The sequence below is a fragment of the Pseudomonas sp. H1_D05 genome, from assembly GCF_054682705.1.
Genome location: NZ_CP162825.1, coordinates 5,388,067 through 5,405,953 on the forward strand (window position 1 = coordinate 5,388,067; position 17,887 = coordinate 5,405,953).

At 57.3% G+C, this 17,887-nt stretch carries 15 protein-coding genes; 9 read left to right on the forward strand and 6 right to left on the reverse strand.

Annotated elements, in window-relative coordinates:
* Nucleotides 1–158 precede the first annotated feature (158 nt).
* On the forward strand, nt 159–497 hold the full coding sequence (locus AB4O11_RS24270) for a DUF2834 domain-containing protein (protein ID WP_460128956.1): 339 nt from the start codon (nt 159–161) through the stop codon (nt 495–497).
* Nucleotides 498–617: 120 nt separating this feature from the next.
* On the opposite strand, the gene AB4O11_RS24275 is transcribed toward AB4O11_RS24270, so the two are convergent.
* Nucleotides 618–1,391 carry a class I SAM-dependent methyltransferase gene (locus AB4O11_RS24275; RefSeq protein ID WP_460128958.1) on the reverse strand — a complete coding sequence of 258 codons (774 nt, stop codon included), beginning with the start codon at nt 1,389–1,391 and terminating at the stop codon, nt 618–620.
* 159 nt (nt 1,392–1,550) lie between these two features.
* Here AB4O11_RS24275 and AB4O11_RS24280 point away from each other — a divergent pair, with 159 nt between their 5' ends.
* The 4 genes from AB4O11_RS24280 (at nt 1,551) to pncA (ending at nt 4,064) form a co-directional block, all read left to right on the forward strand.
* The gene (locus AB4O11_RS24280) at nt 1,551–2,084 is read left to right on the forward strand and encodes a tetratricopeptide repeat protein (protein ID WP_099759264.1); all 534 of its coding nucleotides are present in this window, start codon (nt 1,551–1,553) and stop codon (nt 2,082–2,084) included.
* Between the two features lie 90 nt (nt 2,085–2,174).
* Nucleotides 2,175–2,633 (forward strand): sigma-70 family RNA polymerase sigma factor, encoded by a 459-nt coding sequence (locus AB4O11_RS24285; RefSeq protein ID WP_460131152.1) that lies wholly within the window; start codon nt 2,175–2,177, stop codon nt 2,631–2,633.
* Nucleotides 2,630–3,391 (forward strand): anti-sigma factor, encoded by a 762-nt coding sequence (locus AB4O11_RS24290; RefSeq protein WP_016984462.1) that lies wholly within the window; start codon nt 2,630–2,632, stop codon nt 3,389–3,391. Before AB4O11_RS24285 ends, AB4O11_RS24290 begins: the two co-directional genes overlap by 4 nt.
* Nucleotides 3,392–3,437: 46 nt before the next feature.
* On the forward strand, nt 3,438–4,064 hold the full coding sequence (pncA, locus tag AB4O11_RS24295) for a bifunctional nicotinamidase/pyrazinamidase (protein WP_186621472.1): 627 nt from the start codon (nt 3,438–3,440) through the stop codon (nt 4,062–4,064).
* Between the two features lie 125 nt (nt 4,065–4,189).
* Here pncA and AB4O11_RS24300 read toward each other — a convergent pair whose 3' ends face one another.
* Complete coding sequence (locus tag AB4O11_RS24300; RefSeq protein ID WP_460064760.1) at nt 4,190–5,491, reverse strand: ATP-binding protein; 1,302 nt, start codon at nt 5,489–5,491, stop codon at nt 4,190–4,192.
* Nucleotides 5,492–5,495: 4 nt separating this feature from the next.
* Complete coding sequence (locus tag AB4O11_RS24305) at nt 5,496–6,197, reverse strand: response regulator (RefSeq protein ID WP_007912171.1); 702 nt, start codon at nt 6,195–6,197, stop codon at nt 5,496–5,498.
* A 276-nt stretch (nt 6,198–6,473) separates the two neighbouring features.
* On the opposite strand from AB4O11_RS24305, the gene AB4O11_RS24310 reads away from it, so the two are divergent.
* The 4 genes from AB4O11_RS24310 to AB4O11_RS24325 all read left to right on the forward strand — a co-directional run bounded on the left by AB4O11_RS24310 (nt 6,474) and on the right by AB4O11_RS24325 (nt 12,322).
* On the forward strand, nt 6,474–7,631 hold the full coding sequence (locus AB4O11_RS24310) for an efflux RND transporter periplasmic adaptor subunit (RefSeq protein WP_460128962.1): 1,158 nt from the start codon (nt 6,474–6,476) through the stop codon (nt 7,629–7,631).
* 15 nt (nt 7,632–7,646) lie between these two features.
* Entirely contained in the window at nt 7,647–10,745 is a 3,099-nt protein-coding gene (locus tag AB4O11_RS24315) for a multidrug efflux RND transporter permease subunit (RefSeq protein ID WP_460128964.1), read from the forward strand.
* Nucleotides 10,746–10,927: 182 nt separating this feature from the next.
* A complete protein-coding gene (locus AB4O11_RS24320; RefSeq protein WP_460128966.1) occupies nt 10,928–11,569 on the forward strand; it encodes a DUF1345 domain-containing protein in 642 nt (213 codons plus the stop codon).
* A gap of 264 nt (nt 11,570–11,833) precedes the next feature.
* Nucleotides 11,834–12,322, forward strand: a complete 489-nt coding sequence (locus tag AB4O11_RS24325) for a hypothetical protein (protein WP_460091051.1) — start codon at nt 11,834–11,836, stop codon at nt 12,320–12,322.
* Nucleotides 12,323–12,378: 56 nt separating this feature from the next.
* Here AB4O11_RS24325 and AB4O11_RS24330 read toward each other — a convergent pair whose 3' ends face one another.
* The 3 genes from AB4O11_RS24330 to AB4O11_RS24340 form a co-directional block, all read right to left on the reverse strand.
* Nucleotides 12,379–14,628, reverse strand: a complete 2,250-nt coding sequence (locus AB4O11_RS24330; RefSeq protein ID WP_460128968.1) for an autotransporter outer membrane beta-barrel domain-containing protein — start codon at nt 14,626–14,628, stop codon at nt 12,379–12,381.
* Between the two features lie 208 nt (nt 14,629–14,836).
* Nucleotides 14,837–16,888 (reverse strand): hypothetical protein, encoded by a 2,052-nt coding sequence (locus AB4O11_RS24335; RefSeq protein ID WP_460128970.1) that lies wholly within the window; start codon nt 16,886–16,888, stop codon nt 14,837–14,839.
* 87 nt (nt 16,889–16,975) lie between these two features.
* Entirely contained in the window at nt 16,976–17,779 is an 804-nt protein-coding gene (locus tag AB4O11_RS24340; protein ID WP_460128972.1) for a hypothetical protein, read from the reverse strand.
* Nucleotides 17,780–17,887 lie beyond the last annotated feature (108 nt).

A 17,887-nucleotide genomic window follows, 5' to 3' on the forward strand; every position in this document is an offset into this window, starting at 1 on the left:
GCCAAATGAGGAATGGCGGTAATAATCATTGGCTGGCAACGCGATACAGTCGAAGTCATGGGCTGGAAATTAGCCTGTGCGCTATTGGCGAGTCAATGGCCAATTTTGCGCGGCGGCGTTAGTCTGGCGACTCTCTCATCACACCACGGAAGGAATGCATGATGTCGATCGCCCTGCCCCTCACGGCTTTGCTCGCGTTTAGCGGTTACACCGTTTCGGTGATGCTCCAGGCTGAACAGTCGTTGATCGACTTCGGCATCAGCCTGATGTCGCGGCCCGACACCGCGCAGGTGGTGATTGATCTGTATCTGCTGGCCGCACTGGCGGGTATCTGGATGGTTAAGGATGCGCGGTCGCGTGGGCAGTCGCTCTGGTCGGTGGTGCCATATTTGTTGTTGACGGCGGTTTTTGTCTCGGTTGGGCCGTTGTTGTATCTGGTGGTGCGTGGGGTTCGCGAGCGGCGCAAGGCGGTGGAAAAGTGCAGCCAGATACTATGAACACCTGAAAACCCTGTAGGAGTGAGCCTGCTCGCGATAGCCGAGTGTCAGCCAAAGATGAGGTGACTGACAGTCCGGTATCGCGAGCAGGCTCACTCCTACACTGAAATGTCTTGGGATTCAGCCCTTTTTTACGGCGACGAACGCCGCCGTTTCATACGGCACTGTCACCACATCCCTGCCACGCAGTTCCGGCTCTGTGGCGATTAACGCACGAATCTGTTCATCGATTTTCGCCCGTTGCGCCTCCGGCAGCGCGGCGATGAAACTGGTGGAGCGCACACGATTGAGAATCACGTCTTCCGGCGATCCGGTATGGCCATGGTGAAACCGCTCGACCTGCAAAGGCGCGAATGCCGGGTGCGGAAACGCTTTGCGCCAGGCGCCGGTGTAATAGCGCGGCGTGTCCCCTTCCAGCGCATTGACGATGGCGTCCAGTTTCGGCACCCAATTGACGTCGGTGTCACGCAGGTTCCAGATCAGCCCCAACTTGCCTCCGGACTTGAGTACTCGAGCGATTTCGGTTAGCGCCTCTGCACTGGCGAACCAGTGAAACGCTTGCGCGCAAATCACTGCATCGACTGAAGCGTCCGGCAACGGCAGATCGGTCGCCGTGCCGCTCACGGCCAGCACATCAGGCCAGGCGTCAGACAGCTTTTCCAGCATCTGCGGCACCGGTTCAACCGCGATCACTTGCGCGCCGGTCGCCACCAAGCGTCCGGTGAACTTGCCGGTGCCGGCACCCAGATCAATCACCGTTTTATGCCCATCCAGGCCCAGCGTCGCGGCCAACCACTCACTGACCTGCGGCGGATAGTCCGGCCGACCTTTCACATAGGTGTCGGCAGCCGTTTTGTAGCCGGCAGCGGCTGAGTGATGGACGTGGTCGGTCATGGCAACTCTCCTTACGGCAAAACATCGGATCGACGGCAGACGCTCCCGAGCATAGCGCTTGAATTTACGCTTACCTTGAACAGTCACTGATAAAGCAATGAATAAAAATTCACCCTGTGGTGTTCAAAGTGAACCATAACTTTCTGTGGAGCCTTGCCCATGACTATCCGTTCCGTTATGTTCGCCGCCCCGTTGCTGCTGGTCGCAGCGATGTCCAGCCAGTTGGCCTTGGCCAATGGTGATGAAGAAGCGCCGGTGCAGAAACCGGAATGCCCGAAAGGCCAGGTCTGGGACAGCAAAACGCAGAAGTGTGTGATGCAAGTCAGCAAAGCACTTTCGGATGCCGACCGTACCGATTATGCCTATCGCCTCGCCAAGGTCGGTCGCTACGAAGAGGCCCTGGCGTTGCTCGACACGCTGAAGCAACCGCACACCGCCAAGGCTCTCAACTATCGCGGATACGCCACACGCAAACTGGGGCGCACTGACGAGGGCATCGGTTATTACCTGCAATCGGTGAAACTCGATCCGCAGTACGCGCAAGTGCGCGAATACCTCGGCGAGGCCTATGTGATCAAAGGCCGCGTTGACCTGGCGCAGGAGCAGTTGCAGCAGATCCAATCGATTTGCGGCACGTCGTGCGAGGAATATCAGGACCTGGCCGAAGCCATCAACGACTCATCGAAAACCTGAGCACTTATAAGGGCCGCCATCATCTTCAACGATCAGGCATTCAGAGCAGAACTCGGGCAGCACCTGGCGCGACTGTGGCGCTACGGTCTACTGCTGTCGCGCAATCGGCATGTGGCCGAGGATCTGGTGCAAGCCACCTGCGTGCGAGCGCTGGAGCGCGCCAATCAGTACATCGCCGGTACGCGCATGGATCGCTGGTTGCTGAGCATTCTGCATTCGATCTGGCTCAATGAAGTGCGCGCTCGGCGCGTGCGACAGGGTGCGGGCCAGGTCGATGCCGATGGTCAACTGGCGTTCGATGGTGAGTACGCCGCGCAAACGCATGTGATGGCCGCGCAAGTGATTCGCCGCGTCGACGCGCTGCCCGAGACCCAGCGCGAAACGGTCTACCTCGCCTATGTCGAAGGCTTGTCCTACCGCGAAGTCGCTGAAATCCTGCAAGTGCCGATCGGCACGGTCATGAGCCGTCTGGCCACCGCCCGCCTCAAACTCGCCGAATACCCACCGCTGCAGACCGTGCCGAAATCCACCGAAGGAGACCGAACATGAACCCACCTTCGGATGAGCAACTGGTCGCCTACCTCGACGGCGAACTCGACGGCGACTATCGCCATCAACTCGACAACGCCATTGCCGAAGACTCACTGCTGAGTCTGCGCGTGCAATGGCTCAGCCGCAGCAACCTGCCGTACAAGAACGCCTATGACGAACTGGCGCAACAGGCCCCGCTGGAGCGTCTGCAAGCGCGGCTGGACGCCATTCCAGCGCCGCAGCCTCCGGGCTTCAATCGCCGCTGGTTTATCGGTGGCGCCGCCGCTGCGCTGTTGGCCGGTGGCGTATTGGCCGACCGGTTATTCCTCGGCTGGCACGCCGTGCAATCGAACAACTGGCGGGCATTGGTGGGCGATTACATGGCGCTGTATGTGCCGCAAACGCTCGATCACCTGCCCACCGACGAAGCCTCCCAACGCGCGCAACTGCGCACCGTCGATGCGCGCCTGGGCCTGAACCTTGCACCAGCCACCTTGAAGCTGCCTGATGCCGAATTCAAACGGGCGCAGATGCTGGAGTACGACGGCGTACCGATTGCGCAGATCGTTTATCTGGATGCGAAACATGGGCCATTGGCGCTGTGTGTGACCCGCTCGAACAGCGGCAGTCAGCCGTTGGCCCATGAGCGTCGGCGTGAGATGAACGTGGTGTATTGGACTGAACGTGAACACGCCTGGATGCTGATCGGACACGACGCCCCAATGGCGCTGGAAGACAAGGCAAAACTGTTAAAAAGCCGCTTAATCACCAGCTAGTTCCTGCACTATGCTCAGCGCGTATTTTTCCGAGGATGCCTCCACGATGCCAGATTCATCCCGCTCTGCCTTACTGGTGATCGACGTTCAAAACGACTTCACCCCCGGCGGTCAATTAGCGGTCCCCGAAGGAGACCTGATTGTGCCGCTGATCAACCGACTCGCCCGCCAGTTCACCCAAGTGGTCATGACACAGGACTGGCATCCGACCGGTCACGCTTCATTCGCGTCCAGTCATCCCGGGCACCAGCCCTACGATGTCATCCAGTTGCATTATGGCGAGCAGACGCTCTGGCCCGACCATTGTGTGCAATCGACACCGGGGGCCGAGTTTCACCGGGAACTTGACCTGCCTCACGCCCAACTGATCATTCGCAAGGGCTGCAATCCGGATATCGACAGCTATTCAGCCTTTCTGGAAGCCGATCGCCGCACCACCACGGGGCTGTCCGGCTACCTGAAAGAGCGCGGGATCGATACGGTCTACATGGTGGGGCTGGCACTGGATTTCTGCGTGATGTTTTCGGCGCTGGATGCACGGGCGGCGGGGTTCAATACTTATGTGGTGATGGATGCGTGCCGGGCGATCGATCTGAATGGATCACTGGCGGCAGCGATTGAGCGGATGCAAAGTGCCGGGGTCGGGTTGATTCAATCCACAGAGCTGGTCTGAACAACGCAATTCCCAAGGAGCGAGCCTGCTCGCGAAGGTGGTATGTCAGCCAGGTATGCGTTGACTGACCCGACGCCTTCGCGAGCAGGCTCGGCCCCACAGGTAGATTTTCAGCGTCACGCAGCTCAGGCGTTATTGGGCAACCACAGCCGGAAGCGTGCCCCGCCCAACGGTGAAGACTCAACGGTCAACGTGCCGCCCTGTGCTTCCAGCGCGCGACGGCTGATCGCCAGACCAAGACCAAAACCACCCGTAGCCCGATCCCGACTGCGATCAAGTCGATAGAACGGCTCGAAAATCCGCTCTCGCTCATCATCGGGAATACCGATGCCGTCATCATCGACCCAGATCTCACAGCCCTCGGCATTGACCTGCACACCAATCTGAATGCGTTTTTCGCAATAGCGCATGGCATTGCGCAGCAGGTTCTGGATCGCCCGCGCGGTCAGGCGTGGATCGAGCGAAAAACGCTCCAACTGACCGTGCAGCAATACATCAATAACGATCTCCGGCGACTCCAGCTCTTCATCGACACTGCCCAGAATGCTGTCGATGAACTCATCCAGCGACACCTCGACCTGCTCCGGCAATTGCGCCGGATTCTGCAAGCGGCTGTAGGAAAGCAACTCCAGCACCAACTCATCCAGCTCACGAATGTGCGCGACCAGTCCCAGCAAGCGCTCGCGGCTGGCGCTCGGCAAGTCATCGGACAGGGCGAGAGCCAGGCCGAAATCCAGACGAGTCAGTGGCGTACGCAGTTCATGGGACACGGCGTTGAGCAGGTCACGTTGCTGATTGAGCAGGTTTTCGATATCGCCCGCCATGGTGTCGAAAACATTGGCGAGGCTGCCGATGTTGGAGCTCGGGGCGATTTTTGTGCGCTCGCTCAAGTGACCTTTACCGAAGCGTTCGGCAGTGCCTTTGAGGCGTTCCAGATCACGCCAGTGCGGGCGCAGCCACATCAACAGGCAGGCGAGCAGACTCGCGCCGATCAGGACGTTGATGCTCCAGTACAACAGATTGACGTCCAGCGGATCCGGCGGCACGACCATTTGCACGGCGGTGGTGTCGTCCAGCGGCGTCACCGCCAGCGTGCGCCAGCCCCAGTCGCCAATGCGTACGACGTTTTCACCACGGCGCAGGCGTTCCTGCTCGAGAGCGGTGAACCCGGCATCGTCGATCCGCGCGAGGGCGATGTGCAGCGGCTGGAAATCCTTGTCCATCGACGCCGCCAGCGCCGGCCACTGCTCGTGCGGCACGGCGTGAAACTGACGGGTAATCAGCGATTGCAGACCGCGCGAATAATCGAGGTTGTAAGTGACGAAGCGATCCCGGAACGCCATGACCACCAGATCCGGCACCAGATAGATCGCCGCGCTGTAGGAGACGATCGTCACCAGATACAGGCGAAACAGGATGCGAAACATCAGCTCAGCATTCCCACTCTGAGCGGCTGAACAGATAGCCCTTGCCCCACACGGTCTTGATCTTGCGCGCCTCGCCCGCATGGTCGTCGAACTTGCGGCGCAACTTGGAGATCGCCACGTCCACCGAGCGATCGGTGCCGTTGAATTCGATACCGCGCAGGCGTTGCAGGATCTGATCGCGGCTCAACACTTCGCCGGCATGGCGGGCCAGCACCACGAGCAAGTTGTATTCGCCGCTGGACAGCTCGACCGGCTGATCGCGCCACGTCACGGTGCGCTCAGACAGGTCGATGCACAGATTGCCCATGAGAATGCGGTCATTGGCGGTCAGCGGTTCGCCGAGGCTGCTGCGGCGCAACAAGGTGCGCACCCGTGCCAGCAACACGCGCGGCTCGCACGGTTTGGTGACGTAATCGTCGGCGCCCATTTCCAGGCCCAGCACTTGATCGTGACTGTCATCGCGAGCCGTCAGCATCAGGATCGGCAGCGTCGCCGAATCGGCGCGCAATAAACGGCAGACTTGCAGTCCATCAAGGCCCGGCAGCATGAGGTCGAGGATCACCAGATCCGGCGGATTGACCCGCGCTCGCTCACGCACGTGGTCGCCACGGCCGATCACACTGACGGAATAACCGTTGCGTTCCAGGTAGCTGGAAATCAGTTCGGCGAGGGCGGTGTCGTCTTCGACCAGGAGGATGTTGGGCATGGGGTGATCCAGATATTGCTGTGGTGGATGTCAGACCGCTTTCGCGAGCAAGCTCGCTCCCACAGTGGTTTTGCACTGTTCACAAAACCCATGTGGGAGCGAGCTTGCTCGCGAAAGCGGTTTAACCGTCACAAAAGAATTCAAGACCTGAAGGATATACGCCCTGGCCCATCCCTGAGCAAAACCCTTACACAATTTCACACAGCGCCTACAAAGCTTCACCGCTAATCTCGGCGTCTGCCCGTAGGATGCGGACATCAATATTGGGGGTTGTACATGTCGAAGAAACTGCTGGCCGGACTCGGCCTGATCGCGATGGCGCTGACACTGAGCGCCTGTGATTCATCCTCGAAAGCCGAGGATCAGGCATCACCGGCCACGGTGCGCATCGAGACGCTCGAAGCACATCCCCTGACAATCAGCAGCGAACTCAGCGGCCGCATCGCCGCACCACGGATTGCCGAAGTACGGGCACGGGTGGCCGGTGTGGTCTTGCAACGCAGCTTCCGCGAAGGCAGCGACGTGAAAAAAGGCGACGTGCTGTTCCGCATTGACCCGGCGCCGTTCAAGGCTGACCTCGACAGCGCTGAAGCTGCGCTGCGCAAGGCAGAAGCCAATGCCTTTCAAGCGAAACTGCAAGAGCAACGCTACGCCCAGTTGATCGATGACAAAGCCATCAGCGCTCAGGACTACGACAACGCCCGCGCCAATGCCCGGCAAACCGCCGCTGACGTTGCGGCCAACAAGGCTGCCGTCGAGCGGGCGAAACTGAATCTGGGTTATGCCACCGTCACCGCGCCGATTTCCGGTCGCGTCGGCCGTGCGCTGGTCACCGAAGGCGCACTGGTCGGGCAGAACGAAACCACGCCGCTGGCGCTGATTCAGCAGCTCAACCCGATTCACGCCGACCTCACCCAGTCGACCCGTGAACTCAACGAATTGCGCCGCGCATTCCGTTCCGGGCAACTGCAGGAAGTCGGCCAGGATCAGGTCAAAGCCACGCTGATTCAGGATGACGGCAGCCTGTATCCGCTGCCAGGCAAATTGCTCTTCAGCGACATCACCGTTGACCCGGGCACGGGTCAGATCATCCTGCGCAGCGAATTCCCAAATCCGGATCTCGACTTGCTGCCGGGCAGTTTCATCCGCGTGCGTCTGGAACAGGCAACCATCCAGAACGGCATTACCGTGCCGCAGCGTGCCGTGCAGCGTGACAGCGCCGGCATTGCTCAGGTGCTGACCGTCGATGAGCAGATGCGCGTCGCTGAGCAACCAGTGCAACTGGGCGCGGTGCAGAACAATCGCTGGATCGTCACCGGCGGCCTCAAGCCCGGCGACCGCATCGTCATCGAAGGCCTGCAACACGCCCGCCCCGGCGAAACCGTGCAGATCGACGACACCCCTCTTCCACTTGCCCAGACCTCTGGTCAGTAAGCAGGACGCTTTTCTATGCCGCAGTTCTTTATCGACCGCCCGGTGTTTGCCTGGGTCGTCGCGCTGTTCATCCTGTTGGCCGGTGCGCTGGCCATCCCGCAGTTGCCGGTGGCGCAATACCCCGATGTCGCCCCGCCGCAGATCGAAATCTACGCCGTGTATCCCGGCGCCTCGGCGCAGACCGTCGATGAAAGCGTGGTCAGCCTGATCGAGGAAGAGCTCAACGGCGCCGATCACTTGCTGTACTTCGAATCGCAAAGCAGCCTCGGCAGCGCGACGATCAAAGCCACGTTCCAGCCGGGCACCAACCCGGAGCTGGCGCAAGTCGACGTGCAAAACCGCCTCAAGGTGGTCGAGTCGCGCCTGCCGCAAGCGGTGACTCAGCAGGGTTTGCAGGTTGAAAAAGTCTCGTCCGGTTTTCTCTTGCTGATCACCCTGACCTCCAGCGATGGCAAGCTCGATGACGTGGCGCTCAGCGATTATCTGGCGCGTAACGTGATGAACGAGATCAAGCGTCTGGACGGTGTCGGCAAGGCGCAGTTGTACGGCGCCGAACGGGCCATGCGCATCTGGATCGATCCGCAGAAGCTGATCGCGTTCAACCTGACGCCGGCCGATGTCAACGCCGCCATCGTCGCGCAGAACGCTCAGGTGTCCGCTGGCAGCATCGGTGATCTGCCCAATCCGTCCAGCCAGGAAATCACTGCGACGATTCTGGTGAAAGGTCAGTTGTCGACACCGCAAGAGTTCGCCGACATTGTGCTCAAGGCCAATCGCGACGGCTCCACCGTGCGCATCGGTGACGTCGCGCGGGTCGAGATCGGCAGTCAGGAATACCAGTTCGGTACGCGTCTCAACGGCAAACCGTCGACCGCAGTCGGCGTGCAACTGTCGCCGGGCGCCAACGCGCTGAACACCGCGACCCTGGTGCGGGCGAAGATGGATGAGCTGTCGCGCTACTTCCCGGCGGGCGTGGAATACAAGATTCCGTACGACACTTCGCCGTTCGTCAAAGTCTCGATCACCAAAGTGATTTACACCTTGGGCGAAGCGATGCTGCTGGTGTTTGCGGTGATGTTCCTGTTCCTGCAGAACGTGCGCTACACGTTGATCCCGACGCTAGTGGTGCCGGTGGCGCTGATGGGCACGTTCGCGACCATGCTCGCGCTGGGCTTCTCGATCAACGTGCTGACCATGTTCGGCATGGTCCTGGCCATCGGTATTCTGGTGGACGACGCCATCGTCGTGGTGGAGAACGTCGAGCGGATCATGGCCACCGAGGGCCTGTCGCCCAAGGAAGCCACACGCAAAGCCATGACGCAGATTACCGGCGCGATCATCGGCATCACGCTGGTGCTGGTCGCGGTGTTCATTCCGATGGCGTTCATGCAAGGCTCGGTCGGGGTGATTTACCAGCAGTTCTCGCTGTCGATGGCGACATCGATTCTGTTCTCGGCGTTCCTCGCCCTGACCCTGACGCCGGCACTGTGCGCGACGCTGCTCAAGCCGATTGCCAAGGGCGAACACCACGAAAAATCCGGGTTCTTCGGCTGGTTCAACCGCCGCTTCGAGCGCCTGACTGATCGCTATCAGGGCTGGGTCGGCTATGCGTTGAAACGCAGCGGCCGTTACCTGCTGATTTACGCTGTGCTGCTGGTTGGCCTGGGCCTGTGCTTTGCGCGTCTGCCCTCCTCGTTCCTGCCGGTGGAAGATCAGGGCTACACCATCACGGATATTCAACTGCCGCCCGGTGCGACCAAGAATCGTACGGTGGCCGTGGCTGAACAGCTTGAGGCACATAACTCCAGCGAGCCGGGGATCAGTGACACGGTGGTGATTCTCGGTTTCAGCTTCTCCGGTAGCGGCCAGAACGCAGCGTTGGCGTTCTCGACGCTGAAGGACTGGTCGCAGCGCGGCAGTGATGATGCCGCCAGCTCGATTGCCGATCGCGCCAATATCGCACTGACTGAAATCAAAGACGCCATGGCGTTCTCGGTGCTGCCACCGCCCGTGGATGGCCTCGGCACATCGAGCGGCTTCGAGTTCCGTTTGCAGGATCGCGGCGGCCTCGGCCATGCGACCTTGATGCAGGCGCGCACCGAACTGCTCGCAGCCGCCGAGAAAAGCCCTGTACTGATGAATGTGCGAGAAAGTGCGCTGGCCGAAGCGCCGCAAGTGCAATTGGTGGTCGACCGCAAGCAGGCCAATGCCCTTGGCGTCTCATTCGCCGATATCGGCAACGTGCTGTCGACTGCCGTCGGCTCCAGCTACATCAACGATTTCCCCAATCAGGGGCGCATGCAGCGTGTTGTCGTGCAAGCCGAAGGCGATCAACGCAGCCAGGTGGCCGATCTGCTGAAAATGCACGTACGCAACAACACCGGGCACATGGTGCCGCTGTCAGCGTTCGTGCAGGCCAACTGGATTCAAGGCCCGGCGCAGTTGACCCGTTACAACGGCTATCCGGCGATCGCGATTTCCGGCGAACCGTCACCGGGGCACAGTACCGGTGAGGCCATGGCGGAGATCGAACGTCTGGTGGCGCAGGGGCCGAAAGGACTGGGCCAGGAATGGACCGGGTTGTCGTTGCAGGAACGCTTGTCCGGCAATCAGGCGCCGATTCTGCTTGGGCTGTCGTTGCTGGTGGTGTTCCTGTGTCTGGCGGCGCTGTACGAGAGCTGGTCGATTCCGACCTCGGTGTTGCTGGTAGTGCCGCTGGGCGTGCTCGGCGCGGTGCTGGCGGTGACATTGCGCGGCATGCCCAACGATGTGTTCTTCAAGGTCGGCCTGATCACCATCATCGGTCTGTCGGCGAAGAACGCGATCCTGATCATCGAATTTGCCAAGAGCTTGTATGACGAAGGTCACGATCTGATTGATGCGACGTTGCAGGCTGCTCGCTTGCGCTTGCGGCCGATCGTGATGACGTCGCTCGCGTTCATTCTCGGCGTGGTGCCATTGGCCATTGCCACGGGTGCCAGTTCGGCGAGTCAGCAAGCGATCGGTACAGGAGTGATCGGCGGGATGATTACCGCGACGCTGGCGGTGATCTTCGTGCCGGTCTTCTTCGTCGTCGTCATGAAGCTCGTACAACGCTTCACCAAACCCCACTGATACCAATTGTGGGAGCGAGCTTGCTCGCGAAAGCGTCGGTACATTCAACGTCGATGTTGACTGACCGGACGCCTTCGCGAGCAGGCTCGCTCCCACAGAGATTCTGCAAACATCCAGCACTGTGGTCACACCGGCCATCGCTGGGCTAAGGTGTCTGAACCACCCTGGCCCATCGAGTCCCCATGCGCTTCCTCGCCCGCACCCACCCTCGCCTGTCCGCCGCCGCCCTCCTCGGCCTCGCCAGCGGTTTGCTGGCCCCCGCCGATTCCATCGTCAGCAAAATCCTCATCGGCTGGAACGCCGGTGTCTGGACTTACCTGATCCTGATGTTCTGGCTGACCGTGCGCGCCAAGGCGCCGGACGTCAAACGTATCGCTGAGGTCGAAGACGAAAATGCCGGGCTGGTGCTTTTCGTGGTGTGCATCGCTGCACTGGCCAGTCTGGCGACCATCACCTTCGAACTCGCGGGCAGCAAAGATCTGGAAACCACGCGCAAGCTCATGCACTACGGTTTTACCGCGCTGACGGTAATCGGTTCGTGGCTGCTGATCGGGGTGATTTTCTGCGTGCACTACGCGAGGTTGTATTACACCTGGGATGGCAAGGAGCCGGCGTTGCGTTTTGCTGAAGGGCTTACCACGCCCAACTATTGGGACTTCTTGTACTTCTCGTTCACCATCGGCGTGGCGGTGCAGACGGCGGATGTAGGTGTTGCAACGCGGGATATTCGCAAAATCGTTTTGGCGCAATCACTGATCGGGTTTGTGTTCAACACGGCTATTTTGGGATTTTCAATCAATATTGCGGCGGGACTGTTTGGCTGATTATTTTATTGTCCACAGAGACCGTCCTTCCAAGCGGGCGGCGCAGATCCGCTAACCTGATGATCGGGAGCCTGACCCGTTTAAATCACGTTCCCCATCAAAACTAACCTTCGCCAATAACCAAATTTCGGAAACCACACTTCTGGCCAACTGTAAACTGTCAAGTCTGACAGTTTACAGTTGGCCTCATTAGCGCTCTGATAGCTCATCCCGAAAGTTTCCTTTAATCACGGGATATCTCGTCATGACATGGAGACCGCAAAAATGATCAATAAAATTCTCAAACGTAGAAATGCAATCGGCACAGGTGAGTGTGTAGGGACAATCAACGCCGTAGAACAGTTTGAAGCAAGCCTGGTTGAACTCTCCGAGCAAACCTTCCCGCTGCCGCATGGTGAGGCCTACGTAATGTTTGCTCGTCAGCGTAAAATGGACTTTACGACCAAAGAAATCACCCTGTCCTTCTCCAAAAACCTGCCGAATGACAGCTACGAACTGACACCAACATCCCATGAGGTTCGCCTGACATTTGTCGACAACAGCGATCCAGCCAAGCCTGTAACTTATACTCAGCGTTCGGGGACAACCATCATCGCTTATGATCCTGATTCCGCTACTCTTTCCGGGAACTTGAACAACGTCGTGGTGGAGAATCGAGACGACGATGTGGAGAAAGAACTAACCTTGGAGGTTAGATTCGCAGCAAAGGGAGACATCATGAAATTGCGTGGATATCGGTTGATCGCCGCATAACCATAATACCGGCAAACAAAAAAAGGAAGCTTTTGCTTCCTTTTTTATTGCCTCGTTCACCAGATATAGCGAATTCCGATGTTGGCACCCAAGGGCTGCTCAAAGTACCGGCCGTTGCTGTACTCGAAATCGGCATGCACGCTGAAACTCCTGGCTATCGCTACAGCGACGCCAGCACCCAGTTCCCCACGAGAGCCGGACAGGTCATTGTTGAACACATTGTTATTCACCTGGACTTCATTGTTCTTTGCAAACTCATGTGCCCAGGCAAGTCGAATATAAGGTTGTAAAATCCGCCCCTGATCCAGTTCGATATTTCGACCGGCAGTAACACCCACTTTACCGATGAATGAACGAGTTCGATCACCTTCTGCCTGCAGGTCATTACTCAAGGAATAGTCCTTGCCCTCAATGACCACTGCAGACCATTGCGTGTAGGGTTCCAGGAAGTTTCCGTCAGCAAGACTGATGTGTTTACCGATTTCCACCGAACCACCGACCCCGGAATTGTCGTAGTCACCCTTGGCCCGCGTTCCATCACTCAGCCCTACCTTGGCATCATTGTTGAAGCGGTTGGCCTTCAATACTCCATCAAAGTAATAACCGGTTTGCGCATCCAGCCAGGTCACATAACCACCCACATAGTAGCTGTCCACGCTCCCGGAGGTGCCTGCGTCAAGATCGAGGTCGGATTGACTCTGACCTGCCATCACCCCGACCAGCCACTGCCCGTCACCCACCGGCAGCGGCGCATCCGCCCCTAAAGTAAACCCGCTCTGACGTTGCTGATAGCCGACACCCGAGCCATCGGCGATGTTGTACTTGTTGGTGTAAGTACGCCCCCACGCGCCGGATTGACCACCGTTGAAGCGCAATTCGCCCATACGCGTGCGCAATGAAGTCAATTCGCCCAGCCATACCGTTGAGGCCGTGTTGAACAGGGCGAGTACGGAGCGAGCCCCAGGACTGATGGTCCGCGTAGTGGGATCGAGTATCCAGTCGTTGCCACTTTTCGCCAGACCATAGGAATACGTCCCCAGATCGACATCACGGCTCATGAAAAACCGAGCGTCGCCGCCTGCGGTTTGCACCACGCGGACAGGTTGTCCGCTAGCAGGGTCAAGCCCACTGCTGGCGATCAGCAGTTCATGTGTCCCTTGGGCGGTGCCCGTGACATTCAACACATCCGTTTCACCCGTGGTGAAGTTGGTGCCCATCACAAAACGGCCATTGCCAGACAAGGACGTTACGTTGAGTTGATAAAAGGCGTCGGCAGCCCCGAAGACCACCGAGCCACCGTTGTTCAGGCTCAACTGGTCGATACTGCTATTACCCGTCAGTACCCACTGGGAACTGTCATTGATCGTGGCACTGGCCACATTTTGCAATTGGCCTGTCAGCTTCGAGTTGTTTTGCAGAGTCAACTTTGTGGTGCTGCCCTGCTCCGTGACGATGTCACCATTGAGCGTACTGTCGTTGACCACCAGCGAGGCATCCGCCCCGCCTCGGACATCCAGTAAGGTGCCGTTGCCAGCGAGCAAGCGCGAGTTGGTCAACGTAATGGCCGCCGTGGAATCCGTGGTGTTAGCCAAGTCGACCAGAATGGCAGCGCCGGTTTTGCCTTGCACTGTAGTGTTCTCAAGATTCAACGTCGCCGGTTGAACCTGATTGAGATCGGCATCGATGACGACGCCTTCTCGACCACCAATGATAGAGCTGTTTCGGGCCGTGGCTTGACCGCTATTCAGCCGAAGTCCGTAGCTGCTGGCTCCGGTGCCGAGAAGGTCGGAATCGCTGAGGTTCAGGACGCTGAAGGCACTGACCAACGCTCCCCCGGTCACACCAGTGATCTTCGTGCCATTGGTAACAGAAACATTGGAGCCGTCCTGTGTATTGGCATCGCGAACCACTTGGAGTCCAACGCGATTTCCGGTAATCGAACTGCCGTCGATCGTCGCTTGAGAGCTACTTAAAAAGACCGCCGCCAAGCCCCCGGTAGCCGAAACGGTCGCATTGCTCAGATTGACCGTTGACCCTTCGCGAGCCGAGATCTGCTGCGTTGTGCTACCAGGATTCACGATCAATGTGGAATTTTCAGAGTTGATGGCCAGCGTTTGCGCACCGTTGACTGTCAGCGTGGCGTTCTGGGAAAGGTCCCAGCGTTCCGGCGTGCCGCCGTTTACCGTTTCCTCGCGGCCCACCACCGGAGCCGCGCTGGCGCAGGCACTCAAAATTGCCAACAACGATGGGCTCAAAACTATGTAACGCCGCGAACGGCCTGGACCCGACAATGACTTACCCCGCATAGTGAATACCTGCTGTCTGACTGGTGAAATGGCAGTCGTAGCCATTCCTGGAGGGGCGCAAGGCTATAGAGAAGACTCATAAATTTATGTAGGAGTTATCCTCAATTAGTTGGCGAAAATTCTTTCGGGCTAAAAGTTTTAATATCAGATGTAAGTAATCGGAGGAGGCGGTCACAAACTTTGCGATCGCCCCCCCAAAAATCATCCATCATGGATTTGTCACGGGAATAAATTCCTCACAAAAACGACCTTGACTGTCATCCAGATCCAGCGTGCTCTCAGCAGGCAGCGAGTCTGGTGTCGGATTATTACCAGCTCCCCCGCGGGAAATGGAATAAGTCAACCTGCCAAGCTGCATATGAGCCGGTTTGAAATCTTCCTCGTAATCACCAATATTGATTAGCGCACCATCGGTAGGAAATGTCCCCGAGATTGGGTAAGTCGCCGTTGCATCTGTATTGGGAATAGGTTTCGTCGGCTCCGCCCGCTCAAATGCCTGATACTTCAAAGTAATGGTTTCACCATCGACCGTATACGTATTGGGCAATACACGAACGAGCAAATTTCGTCTCGCGGTACCATCATTTGGGACAGTCTCCGTAGGGAAGTTCAAGGTGGAGCATCCAATCCTTCTTACCGACCCCGCCAGACCCAATATTACCGGCGCAGCCATTTCAATCGGGAATGGGTCGACCGGGATATCCCTCGGTCTCGACGGAGTTGGGTTGTTCGAGCCCGGAGTGTAGAGGGTATACCGTAGAACCTTGGGCCCACTTTCCTGCTGTTGAATAACAGACCAAGGAATGACATGAGTTATTTCCTTGCCCTCTTGACCTGTTGTTAACGGGATGGGGTCGCCAATCTGGATGTCGTCATAAAACAGATCGATCAGCCAACCTTCCTCTGTCGGGGGGGCAGCAAAAAGTTTGATAGTCGCAGTAATGGCGTTATCTCCGTAATCACCCTCCTCGATTGCGTTGTCAGTGCCCGCAGTTGTCTTCAGCGTTGGCGCCTCCAGACCAATGGTTATTGGATCCGGACCGATATATGAAATATCAACATCGATTTCAACGTTTGAGTCAGCCAACGGACGGATACCACGAAACATATTGAAACTGACATTGGTTTTAACGATGCCATCGGTATCGCCGTATACCTGCTTGACCAGATCATAGGGGGCGTAAAACGTCAGTTCGGTATTGGCACCCACGCGCTGCTCGGTGCCTACCTGTTGCCCCCCCCAGTAGCCGGCAATCGTATCCGCTGGAGCATTGGGAGTAGGCACTTTGACCTTGAACTCCACACCTTGAGAATCAAACTGAGTGTCTGCAAGATCGATCAAGTTGTCGCCATCGGTACCATTTGCCAGCGTGACAATCGGTGGTACCACCGTATCGGGATCGGGATCCTTGGCATGTTGAACGGTACGCTGACTGAAGTTTGATCGGCGCCCTTCATTTCCTGGCAGATCTTTGGACACATAAATAAGCTGATGAGGACCATCAGCGGCATCGACAAACACTTTGACTTCAATTGCAGCTTCCCGAGCCGCCGACAGTACAGCATTAAATACGGGAGTATCGCGGCCGGGATCCGGCGCAGGCCCGAAGAAAAATCTGTAAACGTCAGTTGCCTCGTAGTTTGCGGGAATCGCGGGCTTGACGATGATATGGGTTTTGCCTTCGAGGTAGGCTTCATCAATGGGAACAGTCGGCCCTAAATCGGCAGGCCATGTAGGCGCTCCGGGGTTTCGGTCGGAGCCGGGCGGGGTTTTTACTCTGTAGGGCGGTGTAAGATCGATGGCGAAGGTAGCGGTACTGGATGCGACATCATTAATACCGCCAGCAAAGAAAATATATCGGAACTCCCATTGGGTAGGCGCTTCGGGCGTAAGCTCCTCTCTAAACAAGCTGCGTCGAATCTTGTAGGGCACCGTCCAGTCTCGACCAGTGACCGCACCGGGAATGATATACGGAGAGTCTGGATCAGCTGAATCAACAACGTCCAGCCACGTCGTCGTACCTGCTATTCGAATCTGTGGTTGAAATGAATCATCGTCGTCCTCAATTACCGGCTTTGGCACCACATATTCCAAATCACCGTTAAGAGAAGCAATCGGGATGCGCAAATCAGGAAGTAGTGTTTGCGCAGGGAATGTAACAGCCAATGGCGGATCCGCATCCACAGCGTTATGCACGGTGGACCTTGCTTTCAGCGCCGCCAGCCTGGACAGGTGTGCCTTTTTAACTATAGCGTTCATGGTTCTCTCCATACGTCTGCATATCAGGAAATCTTTCTAGTCTCTTGGTTATCCCACACTTATTACTTACCACTTTCGCTCCATACTTTACGGCCCGCATGGAAATTCCTCGCCAACAACTATTCGATCAATTTTAACCACTCTGACTTTGGAGACTCCAATGAGTCTCCGGCCGCGAAAAACCCGATACTGAACGAGCGCTGAAGAGTTCTTCACCATGGGTTTTATATGAACATCGTAAGGCTCGATCACCAGCGAGTACCCGTCTTTTATATCATTCTCGCTCAGTGGAAAACGGATACTTTTCTTGCGAGCCCTAACGTACTCCACATTACTTCCGTTTAAACTTGGATAACCTCTCCAAAGCAACTCAACTCGATCTCCAACTTTGAATCCCGACAAGGGGGGAACAGATACTTTAACGCCCTCCCATAAAGGCGGAGATGTGTCGCAGTTCAGATATCCATGGTCATCTTTATCCGGGCAATCCGGCTTCTCGAGATCTCGTGGAATGGGGGTGTGATCAATTGTTAGATTGCGAGGATCTGACTTTGAGAGTTGATCCGCAGTATCCAAAACCTCGTAGCGCAACTGACCAACGCCGTTAACCTGCAGAAAGCTCGCATCGATACGAATAATAAATTCTGGCTGGATGTCCGCTGCTGTGTAGATATTTTCGATCTTGAACAGCGGCTGCCCTGGCTGATCAAAGTAAACCGTTAAAATGTCCCTATCATCAGGCAGCGTTGCGTAACTGGGCCACAGGGGAATGACCACGTCGATTCCTGCCAGTAACAAATCCAGCGGGATATATCCGTCCGGGTCAATATCGGCATCTTCTACACCGATGACTCTCGGTGGATTAAAGTTTAGCGGCCCTCGATTAGACATACGTCAAAGCCCCTTAATACCTATTGGAATTGATGAAAAGCCTCGGTCCGATTAGACGTCGTGTCAGACTTCTTGCCTACTGTCATATCTGACAGGTATTTCGACCGC

Coding starts and splice junctions, on each gene's coding strand:
- AB4O11_RS24270 (WP_460128956.1), top strand. CDS start 159: ATGATGTCGATCGCCCTGCCCCTCACGGCTTTGCTCGCGTTTAGCGGT.
- AB4O11_RS24275 (WP_460128958.1), bottom strand. CDS start 1,391: ATGACCGACCACGTCCATCACTCAGCCGCTGCCGGCTACAAAACGGCT.
- AB4O11_RS24280 (WP_099759264.1), top strand. CDS start 1,551: ATGACTATCCGTTCCGTTATGTTCGCCGCCCCGTTGCTGCTGGTCGCA.
- AB4O11_RS24290 (WP_016984462.1), top strand. CDS start 2,630: ATGAACCCACCTTCGGATGAGCAACTGGTCGCCTACCTCGACGGCGAA.
- pncA (WP_186621472.1), top strand. CDS start 3,438: ATGCCAGATTCATCCCGCTCTGCCTTACTGGTGATCGACGTTCAAAAC.
- AB4O11_RS24300 (WP_460064760.1), bottom strand. CDS start 5,491: ATGTTTCGCATCCTGTTTCGCCTGTATCTGGTGACGATCGTCTCCTAC.
- AB4O11_RS24305 (WP_007912171.1), bottom strand. CDS start 6,197: ATGCCCAACATCCTCCTGGTCGAAGACGACACCGCCCTCGCCGAACTG.
- AB4O11_RS24310 (WP_460128962.1), top strand. CDS start 6,474: ATGTCGAAGAAACTGCTGGCCGGACTCGGCCTGATCGCGATGGCGCTG.
- AB4O11_RS24315 (WP_460128964.1), top strand. CDS start 7,647: ATGCCGCAGTTCTTTATCGACCGCCCGGTGTTTGCCTGGGTCGTCGCG.
- AB4O11_RS24320 (WP_460128966.1), top strand. CDS start 10,928: ATGCGCTTCCTCGCCCGCACCCACCCTCGCCTGTCCGCCGCCGCCCTC.
- AB4O11_RS24325 (WP_460091051.1), top strand. CDS start 11,834: ATGATCAATAAAATTCTCAAACGTAGAAATGCAATCGGCACAGGTGAG.
- AB4O11_RS24330 (WP_460128968.1), bottom strand. CDS start 14,628: ATGCGGGGTAAGTCATTGTCGGGTCCAGGCCGTTCGCGGCGTTACATA.
- AB4O11_RS24335 (WP_460128970.1), bottom strand. CDS start 16,888: ATGAACGCTATAGTTAAAAAGGCACACCTGTCCAGGCTGGCGGCGCTG.
- AB4O11_RS24340 (WP_460128972.1), bottom strand. CDS start 17,779: ATGTCTAATCGAGGGCCGCTAAACTTTAATCCACCGAGAGTCATCGGT.